This is a genomic window from Allokutzneria sp. A3M-2-11 16 (assembly GCF_024213555.1).
Lineage (GTDB): Bacteria > Actinomycetota > Actinomycetes > Mycobacteriales > Pseudonocardiaceae > Allokutzneria.
On record NZ_JANAVO010000001.1, the window covers coordinates 2,288,699 to 2,309,571 of the forward strand.

Sequence of the window (20,873 nt, forward strand, 5' to 3'; positions counted from 1 at the left end):
GGCTCGTGAGTTCCTTGGTCGCTGACCCACTGCGTCCGCTACTCGACCTGCCTCGGGTGTCCGAGGCCGTGAAGTCCGCCAGGGAGGCGATCGACGAGCTGCACCGGCACCCGGCCAACCGCAAGGGCTGGCCGACCACCGCCGCCGAGGCGTCGGTGCGTGCCGCGCGGGCCTCGGCGGTCCTCGACGGCGGCAGCGCGGAGATCCCTGCCGGGGGTGAGGTGAGCGATCCCGTGCTCGCCGGATCCCTGCGGGTGGCCGAGTCCGTCGGTTTACTGCTCACCACCTGGCAGCGCGCGCCGTTGCAGGCCCTCGCCCGGCTGCACGTGCTGGCCGCGGCCGACCTGGTGCCGATCGCCCAGTCCGACGCGCTCGGCAGGCCCAGGGGTGACTCGGAGACCTCGACCCGGCTCGACCTCCTCGCGCAGCTCGTCGCGGGCGGCACCGAGGTTCCCGGGCCGGTGCTGGTCGCCGTGGTGCACGGGGAACTGCTCGCGCTGGACGCCTTCGGCGCGGCGGACGGCGTGGTCGCGCGCGCGGCGGCCCGGCTGACCGCCATCGCCACCGGCCTCGACCCCAAGGGGCTCGCGGTGCCGGAGGTGCAGTGGATGCGCAAGCCGGACGAGTACCGCGAGGCCGCCGAGACCTTCGCGACCGGTGATCCGGACGGCGTCGGCGAGTGGATCCTGTTCTGCTGCGCCTCGATGGAAGCCGGTGCCCGCGAGGGCAAGAGCATCGCGGACGCCGCGCTGGAGTCCTGACGTGGAGATGCCCCCGGGGGAGAGTCCGGGGGCATCACCAAGGGGGTGTGCTCAGCGGGTGGCCGCGCCCAGGGTCACCAGGGCGTCGCGCACGTGTCCGTCGGTCTCGTTGAGCGCCAGCGCCGCCTGTGCGCTGTCCACACCGGACAGGAGGCAGACCAGCGCGACCTTCACGTCGCCGTCGGCGGCCAGCAGGGCGTCGGAGCACTCCTGCTCGCCGAGCCCGGTCGCCTCGCGCAGGATCGTCACGTTGCGCCCGCGCAGCTTCGCGTTGGTGGCGCGCATGCTGATCATCAGGTTCGAGTACGTGCGGCCGAGCTTGATCATCACGGCGGTGGAGAAGGACGTCAGCACCAGCTTCTGCGCGGTGCCCGCCTTCATCCTGGTGGAGCCCGCGATCGCCTCCGGGCCGGTCTCCAGCGCGACGACCACGTCCACGTCCACCAGCGACGCGGTCGCCGGGTTGGAGGAGACGAAGCCGGTGTGCGCGCCGATCCGCTTCGCCTCGGCCAGCGCGCCGAGCACGAACGGCGTGCGCCCGGACGCGGCGAGGCCGAGCACGAAGTCGCCGGCGACGGCGTGCTCGCGGATGGCCCGCGCGCCCGCCTCGTCGTCGTCCTCGGCGTTCTCCACGGCCTTGATCAGCGCGGCGGGCCCGCCGGCGTGGTGGGCCAGGAACCAGTCGTCTGGCGCGTTGAACGTGGGCGAGAGCTCCGCGGCGTCCAGCGTGGCCAGGCGGCCGGAGGTGCCCGCGCCGACGTAGTGCACCTTGCCCCCGCCGCGCAGCGCGGCGACGGCGAAGTCCACGGCGCGCGCGAGCTCAGGCAGCGTGGCCGCGACCGCGTCGGGGACCGTGCGGTCCTCGTTGTTGATCAGGCTCAGGATCTCCTGCGTCGGCAGCAGGTCGATGTCCATCGTGCGCGGGTTGCGGCGCTCGGTCGGCGCGTTGACCCGGACGGCCGGGCGAGGGCTTGGCACGGTCATTTTCCTGACTCCCGTTGGCGGCGGCGGCCGTCCGGCCGCGGTCCGAGGCGGTGCCCGCTCACCGCTTCATAGGTGGCCTCCAGGGCCGCGGTCGCCGAGTCGTGGTGCCGCTGGGCGATACCGACGAACAGGCAGTCGATCACGGTCAACTGGGCGATCCGGCTCGCGGTGGCGCCGGAGCGGAACGTGGTCTCGCGCGCGGCCGTGGTCAGCACGTAGTCGGCGACCTCGGTGACCGGCGAGCGCGGGAAGTTGGTCAGCGCCACGGTGATCGCGCCGCGGCTGCGGGCGACCCGCAGCGCCTCGACGGTGTCCGCGGTCGCGCCGCTGTGGGTGATGCCGACCGCGACGTCGCCCTCGGTCAGGACGGCGGCGGAGGTCAGTGCGATGTGGGTGTCGCTCCACGCGAAGGAGGTGCGGCCGATGCGGTGCAGCTTCTGCTGGAGGTCCATGGCGACGAAGGCGCTCGCGCCGACGCCGTAGACGTCGACCCGGCGGGCGATGGCCATGGCCTCGACGACGCGCTCCAGTTCGGTGACGTCGAGCTGGTCCGCGGTCTCCTCGACCGCGCGGGCGTCGGAGAAGGCGACCTTGTTGACGACGGCGCGCAGGTCGTCGCCGGGCCCGATGTCGCTGCCGACGTCGCGGTCCGCGCGCGCGGCGGTGCGGGCGGTGTCGGCGGCGAGCGCGATGCGGAGATCCGGGTAACCGCCTACGCCGATCGCCTTGCAGAACCGGGTGACCGTCGTTTCACTGGTACCGGCCTGCTCGGCCACCTCGGTGATGCTCCGGTGCGCCACCGTGCCCGGATCCGCGAGCACGACCTGGGCGACCCGCTGCTCCGCACGGGCGAGGCCCGGGAACAGTGAACGGATCCGAACGAGGGGGCTTGCTTCGCCGGTGTCCATAGTTGCGCCGTTCTTTGAGGCCATGTCGGAAACTTACTAACAAGTAGGTTGCGGATCAACCCCAGGCGAAGTGCTTGTCTCGGAGGCTGCTTCGCCACCATAACTCAGCTGAGCGGGGCTGTTGATGAAGAACTTGCCCCGATCCGGAAACGCAAAGTGCTTTCCGATGTCGTTCAAATGGACGACAGGTTGTAGCACGTTCAACTTCATGACGGCCAGACATCCGGCTGGTAGGGGGCATGTGCGCGACGGCCGATGAGAGCCCTCTCACGGCCGGAACGGCAGTTGACAACGTTTGTTCCAAATCGGTTCAGCTCCGGCGAAATACGTAAAAGATTCATCTGTCCGCGCCTTCTGCGAGGCCGAATCGTTACCCCGCACCTCGGCCGGGGTCCACGCGGATGTGACGAACGTGACGAAGCCCCACCTCCCGCGCTGGTGGAGGTGGGGCTTCGTGATCACGCGTCGGTGGAGCTTTCGGCACGTCGAGGTGTGGCGAAAGCCCCACCGACCGTCAGTGCCGAGCGGTCGTCCACCCGTCCGCGGTCAGGCGTTGCGGCTGCCGCTCACCGTCGAGCACCAGACCACCCGCGCCCCAGACCCGGACGCGGTCGAGGTACACACCGCGGCCGGAAGCCTGCGCGTCGGTGCTGTAGCGCCACCGCAGCGTCACGTCCTTCGCCTCCGGCAGGTCGGCCCGGATCGCCCACCACGAGCGGTGCCCGCTGCCGCTGAGCGCCTCCTGAGCGCCTTCGGGGGCACCGCGGCCACCGACCCGGAGTGAGACCGGCTGCCACGTCGCGCCACCGTCCACACTGGACTCGACGGTCAGCTTGTCCAGCTTCGGCTCGGTGTCCACGAACGCGTCGAACGTGGCGACCTTCGCCCCGGACAGCGCCGGGGTGGTCAGCGTGGCGTTGCGCGCGTCGGGCGCCCCGGAGAACCAGGCGTCCGGGCCCTGCACCGGCCGCACGCCCATCGACTGGGCGAGCCCCCTGGCGAACGCCCGCCGCGCCGGGTTGTTCGAGCCCCAGGTGCGGGTCGGGTGCACCCGGTTGGTCAGCAGCACCGCGACGGACCGCGAGGTCGGGTCGATCACCAGCGAGGTGCCGGTGAAACCGGTGTGCCCGACCGTGCGCTGGCCCGAGAGCCCGTCCATGTACCAGTGCTGGTTCATCTCGAAGCCCAGCCCGCGCTGGTTCGGCGCGAACTGCGGGATGTAGTTGACCATCATGTCGCGCAACGTGTCCGGCCGGAGGACCCGCTTCCCGCCGTAGCTGCCGCCGTTGAGCACCATCTGCCCGAACACGGCCATGTCCCGCGCGGTCGAGAAGATCCCCGCGTGCCCGGCGACGCCGCCGAGCGACCACGCGTTCTCGTCGTGCACCTCGCCGCGGACCATGCCGCGCGGCGGAACCACGGCGAACTCCGTGGCCGCGACGCGGTGCAGCTTCTCCTTCGGCGGGTTGTAGCCGGTGTCGACCATGCCGAGCGGATCGGTGACCCCGTTGCGCACCAATGCGTCCAGCGGCGCGCCCGCCACCTGCTCGGCCAGCACGGCGAGGGTGATCAGGTTGAGGTCGGAGTAGATGTAGGCGGTGCCCGGCGGCTGCTGGAGCTTGGACTCCAGGGCGGCCTTGATCCGCGACGGCTTGTCCGGCCAGTCCCGCCACAGCGGGATGAACGGCTGCATGCCCGTGGTGTGGGTGAGCAGCTGGCGGACCTTGATGCCCTCCTTGCCGTTGGCGGCGTAGGCGGGCAGGTAGCTGGCGACCGTGCGGTCCAGGTCGATCTTGCCGCGCTCCACCTGCTGCATCACCACGACCGAGGTGAACAGCTTGGAGATCGAGGCCATGTCGAAGATCGTGTCGGTGCCCATCGGCACCCACTTGTCCTTCGGCAGCTCGGTGCCCTTGTCGTCGGCGTAGCGCAGCGCGTGTCCCAACGCGCCCTTGCTGACCACGACGCCGTCGTGCACCAGCAGGCCGACCGCGCCCGCGTAGAGCGGATTGGTCGTGCCCTGCTTCTCCGTCCACGAGCGCAGCTGGTTCCACGCGGCGTCGATCGGCGCGCGGTCGAGGCCGACCTGCTCCGGGCTGCCGTCGCGCAACTTCGTCCACTGTGGAGCGAAACCGGAGTGCGGGCGGTCGAACCGCCCGGCGCCACCGAAGGTCTCAGGCGCCGCCGACGCGGTCCCGCCGAGCACGGCGAGACCGGTCAGCAACGCCGCACAGGTCAGTGCGGGGGAACGCATGTCACCTCTCACCGGTAGAGCAGGTACTTGGCGCGGTGCTTGCGGAACTCGGCCTCTTCGGCCTGGTAGGTGCCGACGATCTCGTCGACGCTCGCGCCGCGCTCCACCATGTCCTTGAGCCGGTCGGTGCCCCACAGCTTCGCGATGAAGTTGTCGGTGCGCCACGCGAACAGGGTCGGGTAGAGCTTCTTGGCCTCGACGAGCATCGCCACACCGGCCCGGATCGGCTCGAAGCGCCGCCGGTCGGTGATCATCAGCTGCACGCCGCCGCAGTTCACGCCGACGTGCTTGTTGAACGTGGGCTGGAAGTACATCTCGCGGAAGAGCACGCCGGGCATCCGGTAGCCGTTGAGCGCCTCGGCCCACCGCCAGTCCACCTTGGGCGCGCCGATGATCTCGAACGGCCTGGTGGTGCCCCGCCCCTCCGACCACAGGGTGCCCTCGAACAGGCAGGTCCCGGGGTAGGCGAGCACGGTGTCCGGCGTCGGCACGTTGGGGCTGGGCGGAACCCACAGCAACCCGGTGTCGGAGAACAGCGAATCCCGCCGCCAGCCGCGCACCTCGACGACGTCGAGCTTCGCGACCTTCGAGCCGGTTTCCTGCGGCAGGAACGTGTCGTTGTACAGCCGAGCCAGCTCGCCCATGGTCATGCCGTGCCGCAACGCGATGGGCTTGCGGCCGACACCGGAGGCGTGCTTCGGGTCCAGCTGCGGCCCGAACGCTTGCCCGCCAATGGGATTCGGCCGGTCGAGCACGATCACCGGGAGATTGCCCGCCAGCACCGCGGCGTGCATCGCGGTGTAGAGCATCCAGATGTAGGTGTAGAAGCGCACACCCGCGTCGCCGATGTCGAACACGACGGTGTCCACGCCGGCCTTCTTGTACAGCTCGGCGAGTTTGGTCGCGTTGATGCCGTAGGCGTCGAACACCCGCAGCTTCGTGCGCGGGTCGATGAACTCGCCTTCGGAGCCACCGGCCTGCGCGGTGCCGCGGAATCCGTGCTCCGGGCCGAAGATGCCGACGACGTTGACCTTCTTGCTGTCGGCCATCGCGTCGACGATGTGCCGCATGTCGGAGAGCACGCCGGTCGGGTTGGTGACGATGCCGACCTTCCTGCCCGCCAACGCCTTCCAGTCGCTCGCGGCGAGCTGGTCGGCGCCGGTGCGGACCGGCGGCCGCCAGAAGCTCTCGGCCTCCGGCTGGGCAGCGGCGACACCGGTGCCGACACCGATCGCGGGCGCGGCGAGGGCACTGGCGGCGAGGAACCTCCGCCTGTTCAGACCATCCATTGTGGACATTCCTCCGTTTACCAGGTCAGGCCGTGGCCGAAGGGGAACCGGACGACGGTCGGGTCGGCGGCGCTGGGCACGCTGACCGGGAGCTTGCCCTTGGGGGACAGCTCGCCGAGCACGACCTTGGCGACGGACTCCATCGAGCCCGCGCTGAACGAGTAGGTGTTCAGCCACGTCTTCACGGCGTCCGCGTGCGCCGCGTCGTAAGGATCGCGCACGGCGACGGCGATGACCGGCTTGCCGGTGGCCGCGAGCTTGTCCAACAGCTGGCGCTGCAACGGTTCCTTGGCCGCGCGGTTGGTCAGCACGATCACGGCGTCGTTCTGGCCCGCCGCGGTCACCGCCGACTCGATCGCCTGCGGCGTCGGCCGGAGGCCCGTCGTCAGCGCGGTCGTGGCGACGCCCCGCGCGCTGAGCTGCTTGGCCAGCGTCTGCGTGCTGGCGGTGCCCCACGTGGCCGCGGGGTCGCTCCAGCCGGTCACCAGGACCTTGCCCGGCTTGGTGCGCAGCGGCAGCAGCTTGTCGTCGTTGCGGATCGCGGTCACGGTGCCGTCGGTGACCTTCTGCGCCACGGCCTGGTTGCGCTTGTTGCCGACGAACTTCTCCGCGGCGGCCGGGTCGACGAACGGCTTGGTGAGGATGCCGCGCTTGAACTTCATCATCAGGATGCGCAGCACGCTCTCGTCGATGCGCTGCTCGGTCAGCTCACCGGTGCGCACCGCGTTGATCACGCTGTTGATCGCCAGCTCCAGGTACTGCGGCATCAGCAGCACGTCCACGCCCGCCTTCAGCGCGAGCACCGGCAGCCGGGCGTCCGGGTGCTTCTTGCGCGCGCCCTCCATCCGCAGCGAGTCGGTGTAGACGACCCCGCGGAAGCCGAGCTCGCCACGCAGCATCCCGGTGATCACCTTGGGGGACAACGTCGACGGCTCACCGGAGTCGTCCAGCTTCGGCACCACGATGTGCGCGGTCATGATCGAGTCCACGCCCTTGGCGATGGCCGCGCGGAACGGCGGTGCGTCCAGCTGCGCCCACTGCTCGGGGGTGTGGTTGATGACCGGGAGGCCGTAGTGGCTGTCCACGTCGGTGTCGCCGTGGCCGGGGAAGTGCTTGACGTTGGCGGAGACGCCCTGCGTGGGCAGTCCGCCCTGGTAGCCCTTGACCTGCGCGGCGACCATGTCGGAGACGAGCTTGGGGTCCGAGGAGAACGACCGCACGCCGATCACCGGGTTCGCCGGGTTCACGTTCACGTCCGCGTCCGGCGCGAAGTCCTGGTTGATGCCGACCGCGCGCAGCTCCTGGCCGGTGATCTCGGCGGCCTTCTTGGCGTCCTCGGTGGAACGGGCCGCGCCCAGCGCCATGCTGCCGGGGAACTGGGTGGCGGGCGGCCCGAACCGCGTCACGACGCCCTGTTCCTGGTCGGTGCTGACGAGCAGGGGCAGGTTCCCGGAGCCCAGCGCCGCGCGCTGCAGGCCGTTGGAGAGCTCGGCGACCTGGCGGGCGTTGTGGAAGCTGTCGGTCCACGCGAAGTAGATGACGCCGCCGAGGTGGTAGCGCTTGACGACCTCGGAGGCCGTGTCGACGCCGAACTCCTCGCGGTTCTTCGGGTGCGGGGTGTCGGCGGTCTTGCCGTAGACGTTGGCGACGAAGAGCTGACCGACCTTTTGTTCGAGCGTCATGCCGCGGAGCGTGGTGGCAGCCGCGCTCATGGAGGCCGCCTCCGCGTTCTGCGCGGGCGCCTCCGGGGCCGCGGCCACCGGAGGGGCGCCCACCGTGGCGGCGGCGATGGCTGCTGACAGCAGCACCGCGACCTGCCTGCGGGGGATGGACTTGACGTGACGCAACGGAGCCTCCCGACGTCGCTGGCGGTCAATTCTCAACTGAATGCCCGGTAAGCACGGCAAGTTACCCACGGGGATCGCGGGGGTCAACGCGTGTGACGGGGCTGCAATGAACTCAAGAGCCCAGGTCACCCGCTTGCCGAACAATCCGATCCCATCACTGGTTCATCTGGCGCAGTCGGTGCAGGCTTTCACGAACGGTCCAGGCGTGCACACCCTCTGTGGCAGGGAGCGAAAGCGGCACGAAAAAGGGGACGGCGCCCGTCGACTTTCGTCGAGGGCGCCGCCCCATCAGCGAGGAGGATCGGGGTACCAAGCGTGCATCTCGTGTCGTACCTGGTGAGGGCTCGGCGTCCAGCGTCCTGATACGCAGCCCTTCGACGACATGCCTCCCGCGGCGTGCTGCGCGTGGGTTCCCAATCTCCTCGCACGGAGCGATAGGGGGTGAACGGTACTTCTCTTCGTAACGTTCCTGGCCTCTACCGGTCCGCACTTCCCTTTGTAGTCCGTGACTGCCGTCACAGCAAGGGCACTTCCGGGTGCACCGGTTCAGCAAGGTCGACACGCCCTGCGGCAACCCGTGAGTAGGGCTGCGCCTTCGGCTGGAAACCGCTAGCCCTAACAGGTTCAGTCGCCCTGTTCCTCTTGCCCTTTGCTCCGCCGCTGGTGCCTGCGGATGCCGTAGAAGGCGACCCCGGCGGCCGCGACGACACCGAGTCCGATCGCCGTCGCGGCCACCGCCGTGCCGGAGGGGCTCGGGATGCGCGAACGCAGCGAAACCGGGTCGGAGAAGGTGAGCACCGGCCACCCGCGCTGCGCGGCGACCTTGCGCAGCGACCGGTCCGGGTTGACCGCGGTGGGGTGGCCGACCGCCTCCAGCAGCGGCAGGTCGGTGATGGAGTCCGAGTAGGCGTAGCAGTCGGCCAGGTCGTAGCCGCCCGCCTCGGCGAGCTCCCGCGCGGCGACGACCTTGTTCTCGCCGTAGCAGTAGAAGTCGACCTCGCCGGTGTAGCGGCCCTCCGCCGCCACCATCCGCGTGCCGACGCTGCGGGTGGCTCCGACCATCTCGGCGATCGGCTGGACGATCTCCGCGCCGGAGGCAGAGACGACGATCACATCGTGGCCCTCGGTCTTGTGGTCGGCGATCAGTTCGGCGGCTTCGGCGTAGACCAAAGGGTTGACGATGTCGTGCAGCGTCTCGTCCACGATCGCGCGAACCTGTTCGACGTCCCAGCCGGTGCACAGCGAGGTCAGGTGCTCGCGCATGCGCTCCGTCTGGTCCGCGTCCGCCCCGGCGAGCATGAACATGAACTGGGCGTAGGCGCTCTTCAGCACCGCCCGCCGGTTGATCAGCCCCTCCTGGAAGAACGGCCTGCTGAAGGCCAGCGTGCTCGATTTGGCGATGACGGTCTTGTCGAGGTCGAAGAACGCCGCCACCCGGGTATTTGGCATCTTCCGCCCGCTCTCACCAGGAACGATCACGCGCTCAGCATAGGTCTCGTTGCGGCACCGCTGCCGAATCGTCACCTGTCGCTCGAACGGACGAGAGGCAACTTCTGGCGGCGGGGGGATACAGTAGTGGCGTCCGGCTGTGCCGGACGGGTTCAGTCCGACCCCCCGGGACTGAACCTATGACGACCCCCGTCCCTCCCCCCTGGCGGGGGTCGTCCCATGTCCGGACCCGTTTTGGCCGGCCTTTCCGAACGTCCTTCACGCGCCTGAAACGTTCTATACCAACGTTATGCGCGCCGTCGCGCACCGTGGCGAAGCAGATGCCTTGTGCCACAAAGCGGTTTCACGCCGAACTCACGCACCGCCGCGTCGCAGTGGCCGACCGGGCGGTTCGACGACCTCGATTCGGCCAGCGCCGGTTCATCCGCCGGTTCTCGCGCGGGTTCACGCGCGCGCGAGGGGGACCCCCGCTTTCAATTCTCCCGCACCACACCGACATTTCCCCCGCCGCGACCACCAGGTGCGGCCGAGTTGTCCACAACGCACCCCGTTGTCCACAGATCGCCCCGACCCCGTGGCAGCCCGCCCGATCCCGAGCGACTGTGGAACGGCCGCCGGAACTCACACCGGCGTGACGCGAACGGCAGGGGGAGACAGTGGACGAGGCACGGCCTCTGGTGTTGATGGAGGACACCGAACTGCTCGACGAGGCACTGCGGCTGGCCGCGGCGGCGGGCTGCGACGTTCAGCGGGTGCCCGACCCGGCCGCCGCGCGGCAGCACTGGGCGTCCGCGCCGCTGGTGCTCCTCGACGACACGGGCCTGCGGCACTGCGCCGAAGCGGATCTGCCGCGCCGGGCGGACATCGTGGTGCTGACGAGGACCGAGCCCGATCCGGCCCTGTGGCGGCAGGCCGTCGAGCTGGGCGTGCAGAAGGTCCTCGCCCTTCCCGAAGCCGAGGACTGGCTGACCACCACGCTTGCCGACGTAGCGGAAGGGCCGGGATCGGATGCGGGCCGCGTGCTCGCGGTGATCGGCGGCCGGGGTGGGGCGGGGGCGTCCGTGCTGGCCTGCGCGGCCTCCGTGGTCGCGCTCCGCCGGGGTGAACAGGTGCTGCTGGTCGACTGCGATCCGCTGGGCGGCGGCCTCGACCTGATGCTCGGCGCCGAGCACACGGAGGGCCTGCGCTGGCCCGGCCTGACGCCGACGCGCGGCCGGATGTCGTCCTCCTCGCTGCGATCCGCCCTGCCCGCGGCGGACGTGCGGGGCGGTGGCCTCACCGTGCTGTCCTGCGACCGCGACGGCAGCGGACCGGAGCCGGCCGCGGTGGAAGCGGTGGTGTCCGCAGGGCGCCGCAGCGGCGGGATCGTCGTGTGCGACCTGCCTCGGCACCTGCCCGCGGCCGCGCTCACCGCACTCGATCTCGCCGACCTGGCGGTGCTCGTCGTGCCCGCGGAGGTCCGCGCCTGCGCGGCGGCGTCCCGTGTCGCGGAACGGGCCTTGAACCGGGGGGTTCAGCTCCGCGTCGTGGTTCGAGGGCCTGCGCCGGGCGGCCTCCAGGCCGAGGACGTGGAGCGCTCCCTCGCGCTGCCCCTGCTCGCGGCGATGCGCCCGGAGCCCGGAATCGACCGCGCTCTCGACAACGGGCACGCCCCGGCCCAGGCCAGGGGCCCGCTCGCCGAGGCCGCCGGGTGCGTGCTCGACGCGTTGCGCGGGGGCCGAACGCGATGAGCGAGGACCTCGCCGACCGGGTCCGGCACCGGATCGCGGCGACCAACGCACCCGTGACGGCGGGCGCGGTCGCCGAGGCCGTCCGCGCGGAAGCCGGTGGAGTCATCGGAGACGCCACCCTTCTGCAGACGATTCGCCTGCTGCACCAGGAATTCGTCGGCGCGGGGCCCTTGGAGCCGTTGCTGCGCGATCCCGCGACCACCGACGTGCTCGTGGCCGGTGCGGGCCGGGTGTGGGTCGATCAGGGGCGCGGACTGCGTCAGGCGCGGATCGACCTGCCGGACGAGGAATCCGTGCGGCGCTTGGCGCAGCGGCTCGCTCTCGCGGCCGGGCGAAGGCTCGACGACGCGCAGCCCTATGTGGACGGTTGGCTGCCCGACTCCGGTGCCGGAGGCAGTGTCCGGCTGCACGCGGTGCTCGCGCCGATCGCCGCGGACGGCACCTGCGTATCGCTTCGCGTGCTGCGCCCCGCAACCCATGACCTGGACGCGTTGTGCGAGCTCGGGACCTTTGACAGCGCGATGACGGCGGTGCTCAGGTCGTTGGTCACCGCGCGGCTGGCGTTCCTCGTCGTCGGCAACACCGGCTCCGGCAAGACGACCCTGTTGGCCGCGATGCTCGGCTGCGTTCCGGACGACGAACGGATCGTCAGCGTCGAGGAGGCCGCGGAACTGCGTCCCGGGCACCCGCACGTGGTCCGGCTCGTGGCGCGCCCGCCCAACGTCGAGGGCGCCGGAGAGATCACGCTGCGCCAGCTCGTCCGGCAGGCCCTGCGCATGCGCCCCGACCGCCTGGTGGTGGGAGAGGTTCGCGGTGCGGAGGTGTGCGAGCTGCTCGCGGCGCTGAACACGGGCCACGACGGCGGCGCGGGCACCGTGCACGCGAACTCCCCGGCCGAGGTCCCGGCTCGCATGGAGGCGTTGGCGGCGCTGGGCGGGCTGTCCCGCGACGCCCTGCACAGCCAGCTCAGCGCGGCGGTCCAGGTGGTGCTCCACATGAAGCGCGAGCCCGGTGGACGGCGTCGGCTGGCCGGGATCGGCACCCTCGTCCGCGTCGACGAGCGCGCCAGGTTCGTTCCCGTCTGGCAGCACGGCAGCGGGTGGAAGCCCGGCCAGTCCCTCCTCGCCGATCTGCTCAAGGCGAGGGAGGTGAAGCCGCCGTGGTCGCCGCCCTCATCCTGCTCACGCTAGGGATCATGTTGTGGCCCAACGTTTCCGCGCGGTCAAGGCTCGCAGCGCTGTCCGGAGCGCCGAAGCGTGCCGAATGGACGCGGTTCCGGCCGAACGCGGCGTTCCTCATCGTGGCCGCCGGAGCGTGCGGGTTCCTCTTCGCCGATGCGGGCGGCGCGATCGCGCTCGCTGTTCTGGCCTGGACCGTCGGGCGGCAGTCGCGACGTCGGCGCTTCGACCTCCGCCGCCGTGCCGCCGCGCGTGACCTGGCGGAAGCGCTCGAACTCGTCGTCGGTGAGCTGCGATCGGGAGCGCACCCCGCGAGCGCGGTCGCGAACGTGGCTGCGGATTCGGCCTCCGAGACAGGGAAAGTGTTGCGGGCCATAGCTTCCACGGCACGGCTCGGTGGAGATGTGCGTGCGGCAATCGAGCACTTCGCCGCCGCGGATCGCCTGCGTGGTCCGGTCCTGCGCCAGTTCGGCGAGGCGTGGAGCACGGCGGAGAACTACGGCGTGCCCTTGGCGGAGCTGTTGGAGGCCCTGCACCGAGACCTCAGCCAGCGGATTCGCTTCGAGAGTCAGGTCGACGCGCGGATGGCCGGTCCACGTGCCACCGCTGCGGTGCTGGCGGCTTTGCCGATCGTTGGTCTGCTCCTGGGTGAGGCGATGGGAGCGGCGCCGTTCGCGGTGCTCGCGCGGACCGGGTTCGGACAAGGGCTGTTGGTGATCGGTGCCGCGTTGATGTGCGCGGGCCTCGCCTGGAGCGCGCGCTTGATCACGCGGGTGGTGACCGCATGACCGCGCAAGCCCTGGCGGCACTCGTGTTGGCGGTCGCATCGGTCGTAGCGCCCAGCCCGCCAGGCGCTCGACCAAGACTTCGTGCGCTCGGCGGACAGCCTCGCGTAGTGCACGACGCGGATTCCCGAGCCGGTCCTCGACGGCGGGTGCTGGCCGTTGTCGCCGGGCTCAGCGTGGGTGGCTGTTTCGTTGCCATAGAGCCGAATTCCGCTCTGGTGAGCCCTGTTCTCGCGGTCTTGGCCTGGTACGGAGCCCGCTGGTTGCTCAACAGGCCGGTGGCCGCGCCGGAAGCCGACCCGTTGGTGCTCGCCGCGGCGTGGGACATCTTCGCCGCGTGCCTGAAAGCCGGGATGCCGGTGCCTGCCGCCGTGCGCATCGCCGCCGACCGGCTGTCGGGCCGGGCTCGCGCCGCATTGGCGGAAGCCGCTGACCTCCTTGCGCTGGGCGCAGATCCAACCGTCGCGTGGCAGGCCGCGTCCGCCCTCCCGGAAACCACACGATTAGCCAGGGCGGCGCGGGGGACCGCCAGGTCGGGAGCCGCGCTCGCCCAGCTCGCCCGCGAACTCGCCACCGCACAGCGAGCCACGGCCGCTGACCAGGCCGAATCGCTCGCGCAGCGTGCGGCGGTGCTGATGTCCGCGCCACTGGGCGCGTGCTTCCTGCCCGCCTTCCTCTGCCTCGGCGTCGCCCCCGTGGTCGCCGGGTTGGCGAACGGACTGATGGCCGCCTGGTAACCGCGACGTGCGGAATGTCCGAAGTGGACGAGAAATACATGGAGAACTACCCGAGCCCCAGGAAGGGGTTGTTGAAAGTGCAATGGAAGGTCTTTTCGAGGTCGCGGTCCCGCCTTGTCGGACTCGTCGACTCCGACGCCGGGATGGCCAGCTCGGAATACGCGATCGTCACCATTGCCGCCGCCGCATTGGCCGGCATCCTCTACGCGGTGGTCACCGGCGAGTCGGTGACGGCGGCCCTGGAGGGGTTGGTCCGGCGTGCGCTCGATGTCACCTTCTAGTGGCGAACGACCGGGGCGCGGCGACCGTGGAGGCCGCCATCGCGGTGGCCGCGCTGCTGCTCGTGCTCGGCCTTGCGCTCACCGGTCTGCGGGCCGTCGCCGACCAGATCCGGTGCGTCGACGCCGCCCGCGAGATCGCGCGGTTGATCTCCCGCGGCGATCACGGGGGTTCGGCCGAGGTGCTCGGCAAGATCGCTCCGGCCGGTGCCGTGCTGACCGTTCGGCGGGACGGCGACAGCGTTTCGGTCGCGGTGGAGGCGGCCGCGCTCGGGCGCCTGCTGCCGGGGCTGCGGCTGCGCGGCAGTGCCTTCGCGGTGCTGGAGCCCGGCGTTGGCGAGCCTGTATCGGGCCTTTGACCAGCTCGTATGAGGTCGACCGAGGTTCGGTGACCGTACCGGCGGCGATGAGTGTCGCCGGTCTGCTCTCCGTGCTGGCGCTGCTGATCGGGCTCGGTTCGGCACTGGTCAACCGGCACCGGGCCGAGGCGGCGGCCGACCTCGCGGCGCTCGCGGCGGCCGGGCAGGCGACCGCCGGGACCGCTGCGTCGTGCCGTGCGGCGGAGCGCGTCGGCGCCCGGATGGGCGTCGCGGTGACCTCCTGCCGGCTCGACGGATGGGACGCGCTCGTCGAGGTTCGGATGACGGCGAACGGTGCGCTGCCGTTCGTCGTACCGGTCGTCGCACGGGCCAGGGCCGGTCCGGCTGAGTGATCGACATGCGCCTACTGCGATGAGCGGTCGGTGAGCCACGGCGAGCGGCAGAAAGATCCACTGTGATCGGCATTACCCCCGGAGAGGGGGTGCCGGTCGTCGCAGTCGAATGGTCCGCGAAGTTCGTTCCGTCTGCGATCTAGGTCTCATTCGCCGTGCCGTAGCTACCGGTTGTCGACGCGGGGTTACGCAAGGTGGCCGTTGTGCCGTTTGGTTTTAGTAGAAGCGAGAAGCAGTCGTTGGAGGCAGAAAATGGATTGGTCGGATAGCTGGCGCGGAGCATTCCGGATCGAGCTGCGCGCTGAGGCCATCGGCCTCGCGTGGCGCGGCTGGCCGGTCCTGCCGGGTACCTACCCGACCGCCGCCGGCTGGGCGGGCCGGGACGGCATCCAGACCGACGGTCCCGTTCCCGTGCACCAGGACTGGGCCGAGCGCGTCGGCACCCAGCCCGACCAGGTCGCCACCTGGTGGAGCGGCCGCCCCTACTCGCTGCTCGTGGCCACCGGCATCGTCCTCGACGCGATCGAGGTGGACGCGGAGCTGGGTCGCCGCGCCGCCATCGAGCTGCGCGCGGCCGGCGTCGTCGTCCCCATCGCGGCCACCCCCTCGGGGCGCTGGCTGTTCCTCACCGACACCGGTACCCAGCTCCGCGCGGAGCTGGCCGAACAGGACGGCATCGTCCTGCACGGCAAGGACAGCTACATCCCGCTTCCGCCTTCACCCTTCCAGCACGGCGTCGGCCACTGGCGGGTCAAGCCGCAGATCTGCGGCTGGAACCTGCCGAGCTCGGAGATCGTCCAGGACGCTCTGTCCCTGGCTCTGCGCTCCGACGTCCTCGACAACGCTGCGCGGCTGGTTACCGCGGAGCGCTAGAGGGAACGGCTCGCCTGCTCGACGCGACTCGACCCCACAACGGCGAGTACCGCATCGAGTACGGCGACCGCTCCCGCCTTGTCCAGCGGTTCGTTGCCATTCCCGCACTTTGGCGACTGAACGCAGGACGGGCACCCCGCCGGGCACTCGCAGGAAACGATCGCCTCCCGCGTAGCTGCTAGCCAAGGGACAATCGCGGCATGGCCGCGATCGGCAAAGCCGGCTCCCCCCGGATGCCCATCGTGCACGAACACCGTCGCCTCCCCGGTGTCAGCGTGCGAAGCGGTGGACACCCCGCCGATGTCCCAACGGTCGCAGGTCGCAAACAGCGGTAGCAGGCCGATCGCCGCGTGCTCGGCAGCGTGTAGCGCGCCGGGGGTGCGCGCCGGTTCGATACCGGCGCCCCCCGGCGCGCTACCGCGCAACAACTCCTCCGACAGCGTGTACCAGACCGCCCGCGTGGTCAGGGTCTGCGCGGGCAGGTCGAGAGGGACCTGGTCCAGAATCCGGCCGGAGGGCAGCTTCCGCAGGAAGCCCACCACCTCGGAGGTCACCTCCACCTCGCCGAGGCAGACCGACACCCCACCTGAATAGCGACGTTCCTCCACGGTGCGCACCACGGAGATATCCACGACCGTCCTCGGCGCGGTCGTCCACTCCGGGTCCTCCGCGTGCACGAGCGCGAGACCGGCGTCCAGGTCGAGCTCGTCGACCACGTAGGACTCGCCCCGGTGCAGGTACACCGCGCCCGGATGCACTGTGGCGCAAGCGGAATCCGGGTCGACCGTGCCGAGCAGCCTGCCGGACTCGCCCTCGACGACCGCGATCTGCTCGCCGCCGGAGCCCCGGATGTCGACCGTCCCGTGCGGACCTTCCCGGTCGGTCCAGAACCAGCCCGCCGGCCGCCGCCGCAGCACCCCGTCGGCGACCAGCCCGTCCAGCACCGGTCGCGCGGCGGGACCGAACGCGGCGACGCAGTCCTCGGTCAGCGGCAGCTCCGCCGCGGCGCAGGCCAGTTGCGGCGCCAGGACGTACGGGTTGGCCGGGTCCAGCACCGTCGCCTCGACGGGGCGGCTCAGCAGCGCGGCCGGGTGGTGCACCAGGTAGGTGTCCAGCGGATCGTCCCTGGCGATGAAGACCACCAGGGCCTCGTCCCCGTCCCGCCCGGCGCGGCCCGCCTGCTGCCAGAACGAGGACAGCGTTCCCGGCCAGCCCGCCACGAGCACCGCGTCCAGCCCGGAGATGTCGACGCCCAGCTCCAGCGCGCTGGTGGACGCGAGGCCGAGCAGCCGCCCGTCGAGCAGGGCCCGCTCCAGCGCGCGCCGCTCCTCCGGCAGGTAGCCGCCGCGGTAGGAGTCCACAAACCGCGCGAGTTCGGGGTCGACGTCGGCGAGGATGCGGCGGGCGCCCAGCGAGGCCAGCTCCACCCCGCGCCGCGAGCGGACGAAGGCCAGCGTGCGCGCGCCCTGGAGCACCAGGTCGGCCAGGAGCCGGGCGGCCTCGGCACCGGCGGACCGCCGGATCGGCGCGCCGTTCTCCCCGGTCAGGTCCTCCAGCAGCGGTGGTTCCCACAGCGCGACCGTGCGCCCGCCGCTCGGCGAACCGTCCGCGGTGACCGCATGGCACTCGGTCCCGGTCAGCAGCGATGCGGACTCGGCCGGACGCGCCGCGGTGGCCGAGGCCAGCACGAACACCGGGTCGGAGCCGTACCTGCGGGCCACCCGCCGCAGCCGCCGCAGCAGCAGCGCGACGTGGGAGCCGAAGACCCCGCGGTAGGCGTGGCACTCGTCGATCACCACGTGGGTGAGCCTGCGGAACAAGCCCGACCAGCGGGCGTGGGCGGGCAGGATGCCGCGGTGCAGCATGTCCGGGTTGGTGAAGATCCACCGGGAGTGCGCCCGCACCCAGTCCCGTTCCACCCTCGGGGTGTCGCCGTCGAAGGACGCGGCCCTGATCCCGGGCAGCCCGAAGCCGTTGACCGAGCGCAGCTGGTCGGCGCCGAGCGCCTTGGTCGGTGCGAGGTAGAGCGCCCGCGCCCGCTCGTCCTCGGTCAGCGCCGCGAGCACCGGCAGCTGGTAGGCGAGCGATTTGCCCGATGCCGTGCCGGTCGCGACCACCACGTCGCGCCCCGCGCGCGCCAACTCGGCGGCCTCGACCTGGTGCCGCCAGGGTCGTCGCACTCCGTCCCCGTCCAGCGCCTCGACCAGCGCGCCGGGAGCCCAGTCCGGCCAGTCCGCGAACTCCGCGGGCCGGGGTGGGACGGAGGCGACGTGGGTGATCGGGTGCTCGTCCGGGCCGGTGCCCGCGATCACCTGATCCAGCAGGTCGCGCCCGCGCGAGCGCCGGTACGACGCGCCGCCGGGGATGTCCTGTCGTCCGTCCGTCCGCCCACGCACGCCCCGGAGTCTGACAGCAGGGACCGACAGCCTCGAAACCCAAGATCAGGGCGGCCGAGATGATCACGGAGGGTGTCTGTGTAGGGACGCGGTGAAGGCGCCTGTGACGTTGGCAATAGACTCCGCCTCCGTTGCATCGCCGGGACCGCGCCGTCCCGGCGATGCACGTGCCTTTTCCGCGTCGGAGCTGACGCAGCTGGTGGCTCCTGGCGTGGCATAACCGCGACAGACCAGGAGGACGGATGTCCCGCCTCAACCTCGCCCAAAGCATGTGGGCGCAGGGCATCGAGCTCAGCGGAGGTGATCGCGGCCTCGTCGTGATCGTCGCCGTGGTGGCTCTTGCCGCGCTCGGCATTGGGTATGTCCTGCTCAGGGAGGTCCTGGCGGCCGGCCAGGGCACCCAGAAGATGCAGGAGATCGCCAAGGCGGTGCAGGAGGGTGCGGCCGCGTACCTGAACCGCCAGTTCCGCACGCTCGGCATCTTCGTCGTGATCGTGTTCGTGCTGCTGTTCGCGCTGCCCGCGGACGACTGGTCCGAGAGGATCGGCCGCTCCCTGTTCTTCATCGTGGGCGCGGTGTTCTCCGCGGCCATCGGCTACCTCGGCATGTGGCTCTCGACCAGGGCGAACGTCCGGGTCGCGGCCGCGGCCAACGAGGGTGAGGGCGGCCGGGAGAAGGCGGCGAGGGTCGCCTTCCGCACCGGTGGCGTCGTCGGCATGATGACCGTCGGCCTCGGCCTGTTCGGTGCCGCGGTCGTGGTGCTGGCCTACGCCGGTGCCGCGCCGAAGGTGCTGGAGGGCTTCGGCTTCGGTGCCGCGCTGCTCGCCATGTTCATGCGTGTCGGCGGCGGCATCTTCACCAAGGCCGCCGACGTCGGCGCCGACCTGGTCGGCAAGGTCGAGCAGAACATCCCGGAGGACGACCCCCGCAACGCCGCGACGATCGCCGACAACGTCGGTGACAACGTGGGTGACTGCGCGGGCATGGCCGCCGACCTCTTCGAGTCCTACGCCGTCACGCTGGTCGCCGCCCTGATCCTCGGCACCGCCGCGTTCGGCACCCAGGGCCTGCTGTTCCCACTGATCGTGCCCGCGATCGGCGTGGTGACTGCGGTCCTCGGCGTCTACATCACCAGGACCAAGCCCGGAGAGAGCGGTCTGACCGCGATCAACCGGTCGTTCTACATCTCGGCGATCATCTCCGCGGTCCTGTGCACCATCGCGGCGTTCGTCTACCTGCCGAGCACCTTCGCGGGCCTGACCGGCCTGGCTCCTGAGGTGGCGGCCGAAGAGGGCAGCCCGGCCATGATCGCGGCGGTCGCGGTGATCATCGGCATCGTGCTCGCCGGTGTGATCCTGTGGCTGACCGGCTACTTCACCGGCACCGACTACCGCCCGGTCAAGGACGTCGGCAAGACCTCGCTGACCGGCGCGGCCACCGTCGTGCTCTCCGGTATCTCGGTCGGTTTCGAGTCCGCCGTCTACACGGCGCTGGTCATCGGCGCCGCGGTGTACGGGGCGTTCCTGCTCTCCGGTTCGGTCATCATCTCGCTGTTCGCCATCGCGCTCGCCGGCTGCGGCCTGCTGACCACGGTCGGCGTCATCGTGGCCATGGACACCTTCGGCCCGGTCAGCGACAACGCGCAGGGCATCGCGGAGATGTCCGGCGACGTGGAGGGCGAGGGCGCGAAGGTCCTCACCGAGCTCGACGCGGTCGGCAACACCACCAAGGCGATCACCAAGGGCATCGCGATCGCGACCGCCGTGCTCGCGGCGACCGCGCTGTTCGGCTCCTACACGGACGCGATCACCAAGGCGCTCGGTGGCGTCGCACAGGACCTGGGCCTGTCGTTCGGGTACAACATCGTCCAGCCGAACCTGCTGGTCGGGTTGATCATCGGCGCGGCCGTGGTGTTCATGTTCTCCGGTCTCGCGGTCAACGCGGTGACCAGGGCCGCGGGCGCGATCGTGTTCGAGGTCCGGCGCCAGTTCCGGGAGAACCCCGGGATCATGGACGGCACCACCAAGCCGGAGTACGGCAAGGTCGTGGACATCTGCACCAAGGACTCGCTGCGCGAGCTGGCCACCCCCGGCCTGCTGGCGGTGCTGGCCCCGATCGCGGTCGGCTTCGGCCTCGGCGTCGGTCCGCTGGCGGGTTACCTGGCGGGTGCCATCGCCACCGGCACCCTGATGGCGGTCTTCCTCGCCAACGCCGGTGGTGCGTGGGACAACGCGAAGAAGCTGGTCGAGGACGGCAACCACGGTGGCAAGGGCTCCGACGCCCACGCCGCCACCGTCATCGGTGACACCGTCGGTGACCCGTTCAAGGACACCGCGGGCCCGGCGATCAACCCGCTGATCAAGGTCATGAACCTGGTGTCGGTGCTGATCGCACCGGCCATCGTGACCCTGAGCGTCGGCGAGAGCGCCTCGCCCGGCGTGCGCGCCGCGATCGCCATCGTGGCGGTCCTGGTGATCGTCGGCGCGGTGCTGGTCTCCAAGCGCCGTCCGACGGCCATCGCGGACGACAAGGCCCCCGAGGACGCGGCGAGCACCACCGCCTGATTCTCGTCGGCATCACTCGGCCCATCCTGGGAACACTCCCGGGGTGGGCCGAGTTGTTCTCGGGTGCGGACCTGAATTTAGTAACTCGTCCGGGGGTACCCCGCCATGAGAGTGTCAGTGGGTGCCGG

General features: G+C 70.9%; 17 protein-coding genes. 10 read left to right on the forward strand and 7 right to left on the reverse strand.

All coding sequences use genetic code 11. The features are described 5' to 3' along the window. The first annotated feature begins 5 nt into the window (after window positions 1-5). Entirely contained in the window at window positions 6-761 is a 756-nt protein-coding gene (locus NLX83_RS11460; RefSeq protein ID WP_254234810.1) for an oxidoreductase, read from the forward strand. A 51-nt stretch (window positions 762-812) separates the two neighbouring features. Here NLX83_RS11460 and NLX83_RS11465 read toward each other — a convergent pair whose 3' ends face one another. The 6 genes from NLX83_RS11465 to NLX83_RS11490 all read right to left on the reverse strand — a co-directional run bounded on the left by NLX83_RS11465 (window position 813) and on the right by NLX83_RS11490 (window position 9,492). After that, the gene (locus NLX83_RS11465; RefSeq protein ID WP_254234811.1) at window positions 813-1,745 is read right to left on the reverse strand and encodes an N-acetylmuramic acid 6-phosphate etherase; all 933 of its coding nucleotides are present in this window, start codon (window positions 1,743-1,745) and stop codon (window positions 813-815) included. Then, entirely contained in the window at window positions 1,742-2,677 is a 936-nt protein-coding gene (locus NLX83_RS11470) for a MurR/RpiR family transcriptional regulator (protein ID WP_374118727.1), read from the reverse strand. The genes NLX83_RS11465 and NLX83_RS11470 overlap by 4 nt, the downstream gene beginning before the upstream one ends. 490 nt (window positions 2,678-3,167) lie before the next feature. Next, on the reverse strand, window positions 3,168-4,907 hold the full coding sequence (locus NLX83_RS11475; protein WP_254234812.1) for a serine hydrolase: 1,740 nt from the start codon (window positions 4,905-4,907) through the stop codon (window positions 3,168-3,170). Window positions 4,908-4,915: 8 nt separating this feature from the next. Next, window positions 4,916-6,196, reverse strand: a complete 1,281-nt coding sequence (locus NLX83_RS11480) for an exo-beta-N-acetylmuramidase NamZ family protein (protein WP_254234813.1) — start codon at window positions 6,194-6,196, stop codon at window positions 4,916-4,918. A gap of 17 nt (window positions 6,197-6,213) precedes the next feature. Continuing rightward, entirely contained in the window at window positions 6,214-7,908 is a 1,695-nt protein-coding gene (locus NLX83_RS11485) for a glycoside hydrolase family 3 protein (protein WP_254236175.1), read from the reverse strand. 759 nt (window positions 7,909-8,667) lie between these two features. Further along, entirely contained in the window at window positions 8,668-9,492 is an 825-nt protein-coding gene (locus tag NLX83_RS11490; protein WP_254236176.1) for an HAD-IB family hydrolase, read from the reverse strand. Window positions 9,493-10,148: 656 nt separating this feature from the next. Between NLX83_RS11490 and ssd the strand changes: the two genes are divergently transcribed. The 8 genes from ssd to NLX83_RS11530 all read left to right on the forward strand — a co-directional run bounded on the left by ssd (window position 10,149) and on the right by NLX83_RS11530 (window position 15,785). After that, window positions 10,149-11,222, forward strand: a complete 1,074-nt coding sequence (ssd, locus tag NLX83_RS11495; protein WP_254234814.1) for a septum site-determining protein Ssd — start codon at window positions 10,149-10,151, stop codon at window positions 11,220-11,222. Then, window positions 11,219-12,412 carry a TadA family conjugal transfer-associated ATPase gene (locus NLX83_RS11500; protein WP_254234815.1) on the forward strand — a complete coding sequence of 398 codons (1,194 nt, stop codon included), beginning with the start codon at window positions 11,219-11,221 and terminating at the stop codon, window positions 12,410-12,412. Before ssd ends, NLX83_RS11500 begins: the two co-directional genes overlap by 4 nt. Window positions 12,413-12,417: 5 nt before the next feature. Then, entirely contained in the window at window positions 12,418-13,188 is a 771-nt protein-coding gene (locus NLX83_RS11505) for a type II secretion system F family protein (RefSeq protein ID WP_254234816.1), read from the forward strand. A gap of 107 nt (window positions 13,189-13,295) precedes the next feature. After that, the gene (locus tag NLX83_RS11510; RefSeq protein WP_254234817.1) at window positions 13,296-13,922 is read left to right on the forward strand and encodes a type II secretion system F family protein; all 627 of its coding nucleotides are present in this window, start codon (window positions 13,296-13,298) and stop codon (window positions 13,920-13,922) included. A gap of 14 nt (window positions 13,923-13,936) precedes the next feature. Continuing rightward, window positions 13,937-14,203: a DUF4244 domain-containing protein gene (locus tag NLX83_RS11515; RefSeq protein ID WP_254234818.1), complete on the forward strand. Its 267-nt coding sequence runs from the start codon at window positions 13,937-13,939 to the stop codon at window positions 14,201-14,203. Beyond that, on the forward strand, window positions 14,203-14,559 hold the full coding sequence (locus tag NLX83_RS11520) for a TadE family type IV pilus minor pilin (RefSeq protein ID WP_254234819.1): 357 nt from the start codon (window positions 14,203-14,205) through the stop codon (window positions 14,557-14,559). The genes NLX83_RS11515 and NLX83_RS11520 overlap by 1 nt, the downstream gene beginning before the upstream one ends. 29 nt (window positions 14,560-14,588) lie before the next feature. Next, window positions 14,589-14,912 (forward strand): Rv3654c family TadE-like protein, encoded by a 324-nt coding sequence (locus NLX83_RS11525; RefSeq protein ID WP_254234820.1) that lies wholly within the window; start codon window positions 14,589-14,591, stop codon window positions 14,910-14,912. A gap of 252 nt (window positions 14,913-15,164) precedes the next feature. Further along, on the forward strand, window positions 15,165-15,785 hold the full coding sequence (locus NLX83_RS11530; RefSeq protein WP_254234821.1) for a bifunctional DNA primase/polymerase: 621 nt from the start codon (window positions 15,165-15,167) through the stop codon (window positions 15,783-15,785). Here the strand turns inward: NLX83_RS11530 and NLX83_RS11535 are convergent. Beyond that, window positions 15,782-18,181: a DEAD/DEAH box helicase gene (locus NLX83_RS11535; protein WP_254234822.1), complete on the reverse strand. Its 2,400-nt coding sequence runs from the start codon at window positions 18,179-18,181 to the stop codon at window positions 15,782-15,784. The two genes, NLX83_RS11530 and NLX83_RS11535, sit on opposite strands and share 4 nt — an antisense overlap. A gap of 242 nt (window positions 18,182-18,423) precedes the next feature. On the opposite strand from NLX83_RS11535, the gene NLX83_RS11540 reads away from it, so the two are divergent. Then, window positions 18,424-20,745 (forward strand): sodium-translocating pyrophosphatase, encoded by a 2,322-nt coding sequence (locus NLX83_RS11540; RefSeq protein ID WP_254234823.1) that lies wholly within the window; start codon window positions 18,424-18,426, stop codon window positions 20,743-20,745. The last annotated feature ends 128 nt before the right edge of the window (window positions 20,746-20,873 follow it).

What these genes read in the sequence shown, in the direction of transcription:
- NLX83_RS11485 (WP_254236175.1), bottom strand. Translation starts at nt 7,908, where the DNA reads ATGAGCGCGGCTGCCACCACGCTCCGCGGCATGACGCTCGAACAAAAG.
- NLX83_RS11475 (WP_254234812.1), bottom strand. Translation starts at nt 4,907, where the DNA reads ATGCGTTCCCCCGCACTGACCTGTGCGGCGTTGCTGACCGGTCTCGCC.
- NLX83_RS11470 (WP_374118727.1), bottom strand. Translation starts at nt 2,677, where the DNA reads ATGGCCTCAAAGAACGGCGCAACTATGGACACCGGCGAAGCAAGCCCC.
- NLX83_RS11500 (WP_254234815.1), top strand. Translation starts at nt 11,219, where the DNA reads ATGAGCGAGGACCTCGCCGACCGGGTCCGGCACCGGATCGCGGCGACC.
- NLX83_RS11490 (WP_254236176.1), bottom strand. Translation starts at nt 9,492, where the DNA reads ATGCCAAATACCCGGGTGGCGGCGTTCTTCGACCTCGACAAGACCGTC.
- NLX83_RS11530 (WP_254234821.1), top strand. Translation starts at nt 15,165, where the DNA reads ATGGATTGGTCGGATAGCTGGCGCGGAGCATTCCGGATCGAGCTGCGC.
- NLX83_RS11515 (WP_254234818.1), top strand. Translation starts at nt 13,937, where the DNA reads ATGTCCGAAGTGGACGAGAAATACATGGAGAACTACCCGAGCCCCAGG.
- NLX83_RS11505 (WP_254234816.1), top strand. Translation starts at nt 12,418, where the DNA reads ATGTTGTGGCCCAACGTTTCCGCGCGGTCAAGGCTCGCAGCGCTGTCC.
- NLX83_RS11480 (WP_254234813.1), bottom strand. Translation starts at nt 6,196, where the DNA reads ATGGATGGTCTGAACAGGCGGAGGTTCCTCGCCGCCAGTGCCCTCGCC.
- NLX83_RS11540 (WP_254234823.1), top strand. Translation starts at nt 18,424, where the DNA reads ATGTCCCGCCTCAACCTCGCCCAAAGCATGTGGGCGCAGGGCATCGAG.
- NLX83_RS11465 (WP_254234811.1), bottom strand. Translation starts at nt 1,745, where the DNA reads ATGACCGTGCCAAGCCCTCGCCCGGCCGTCCGGGTCAACGCGCCGACC.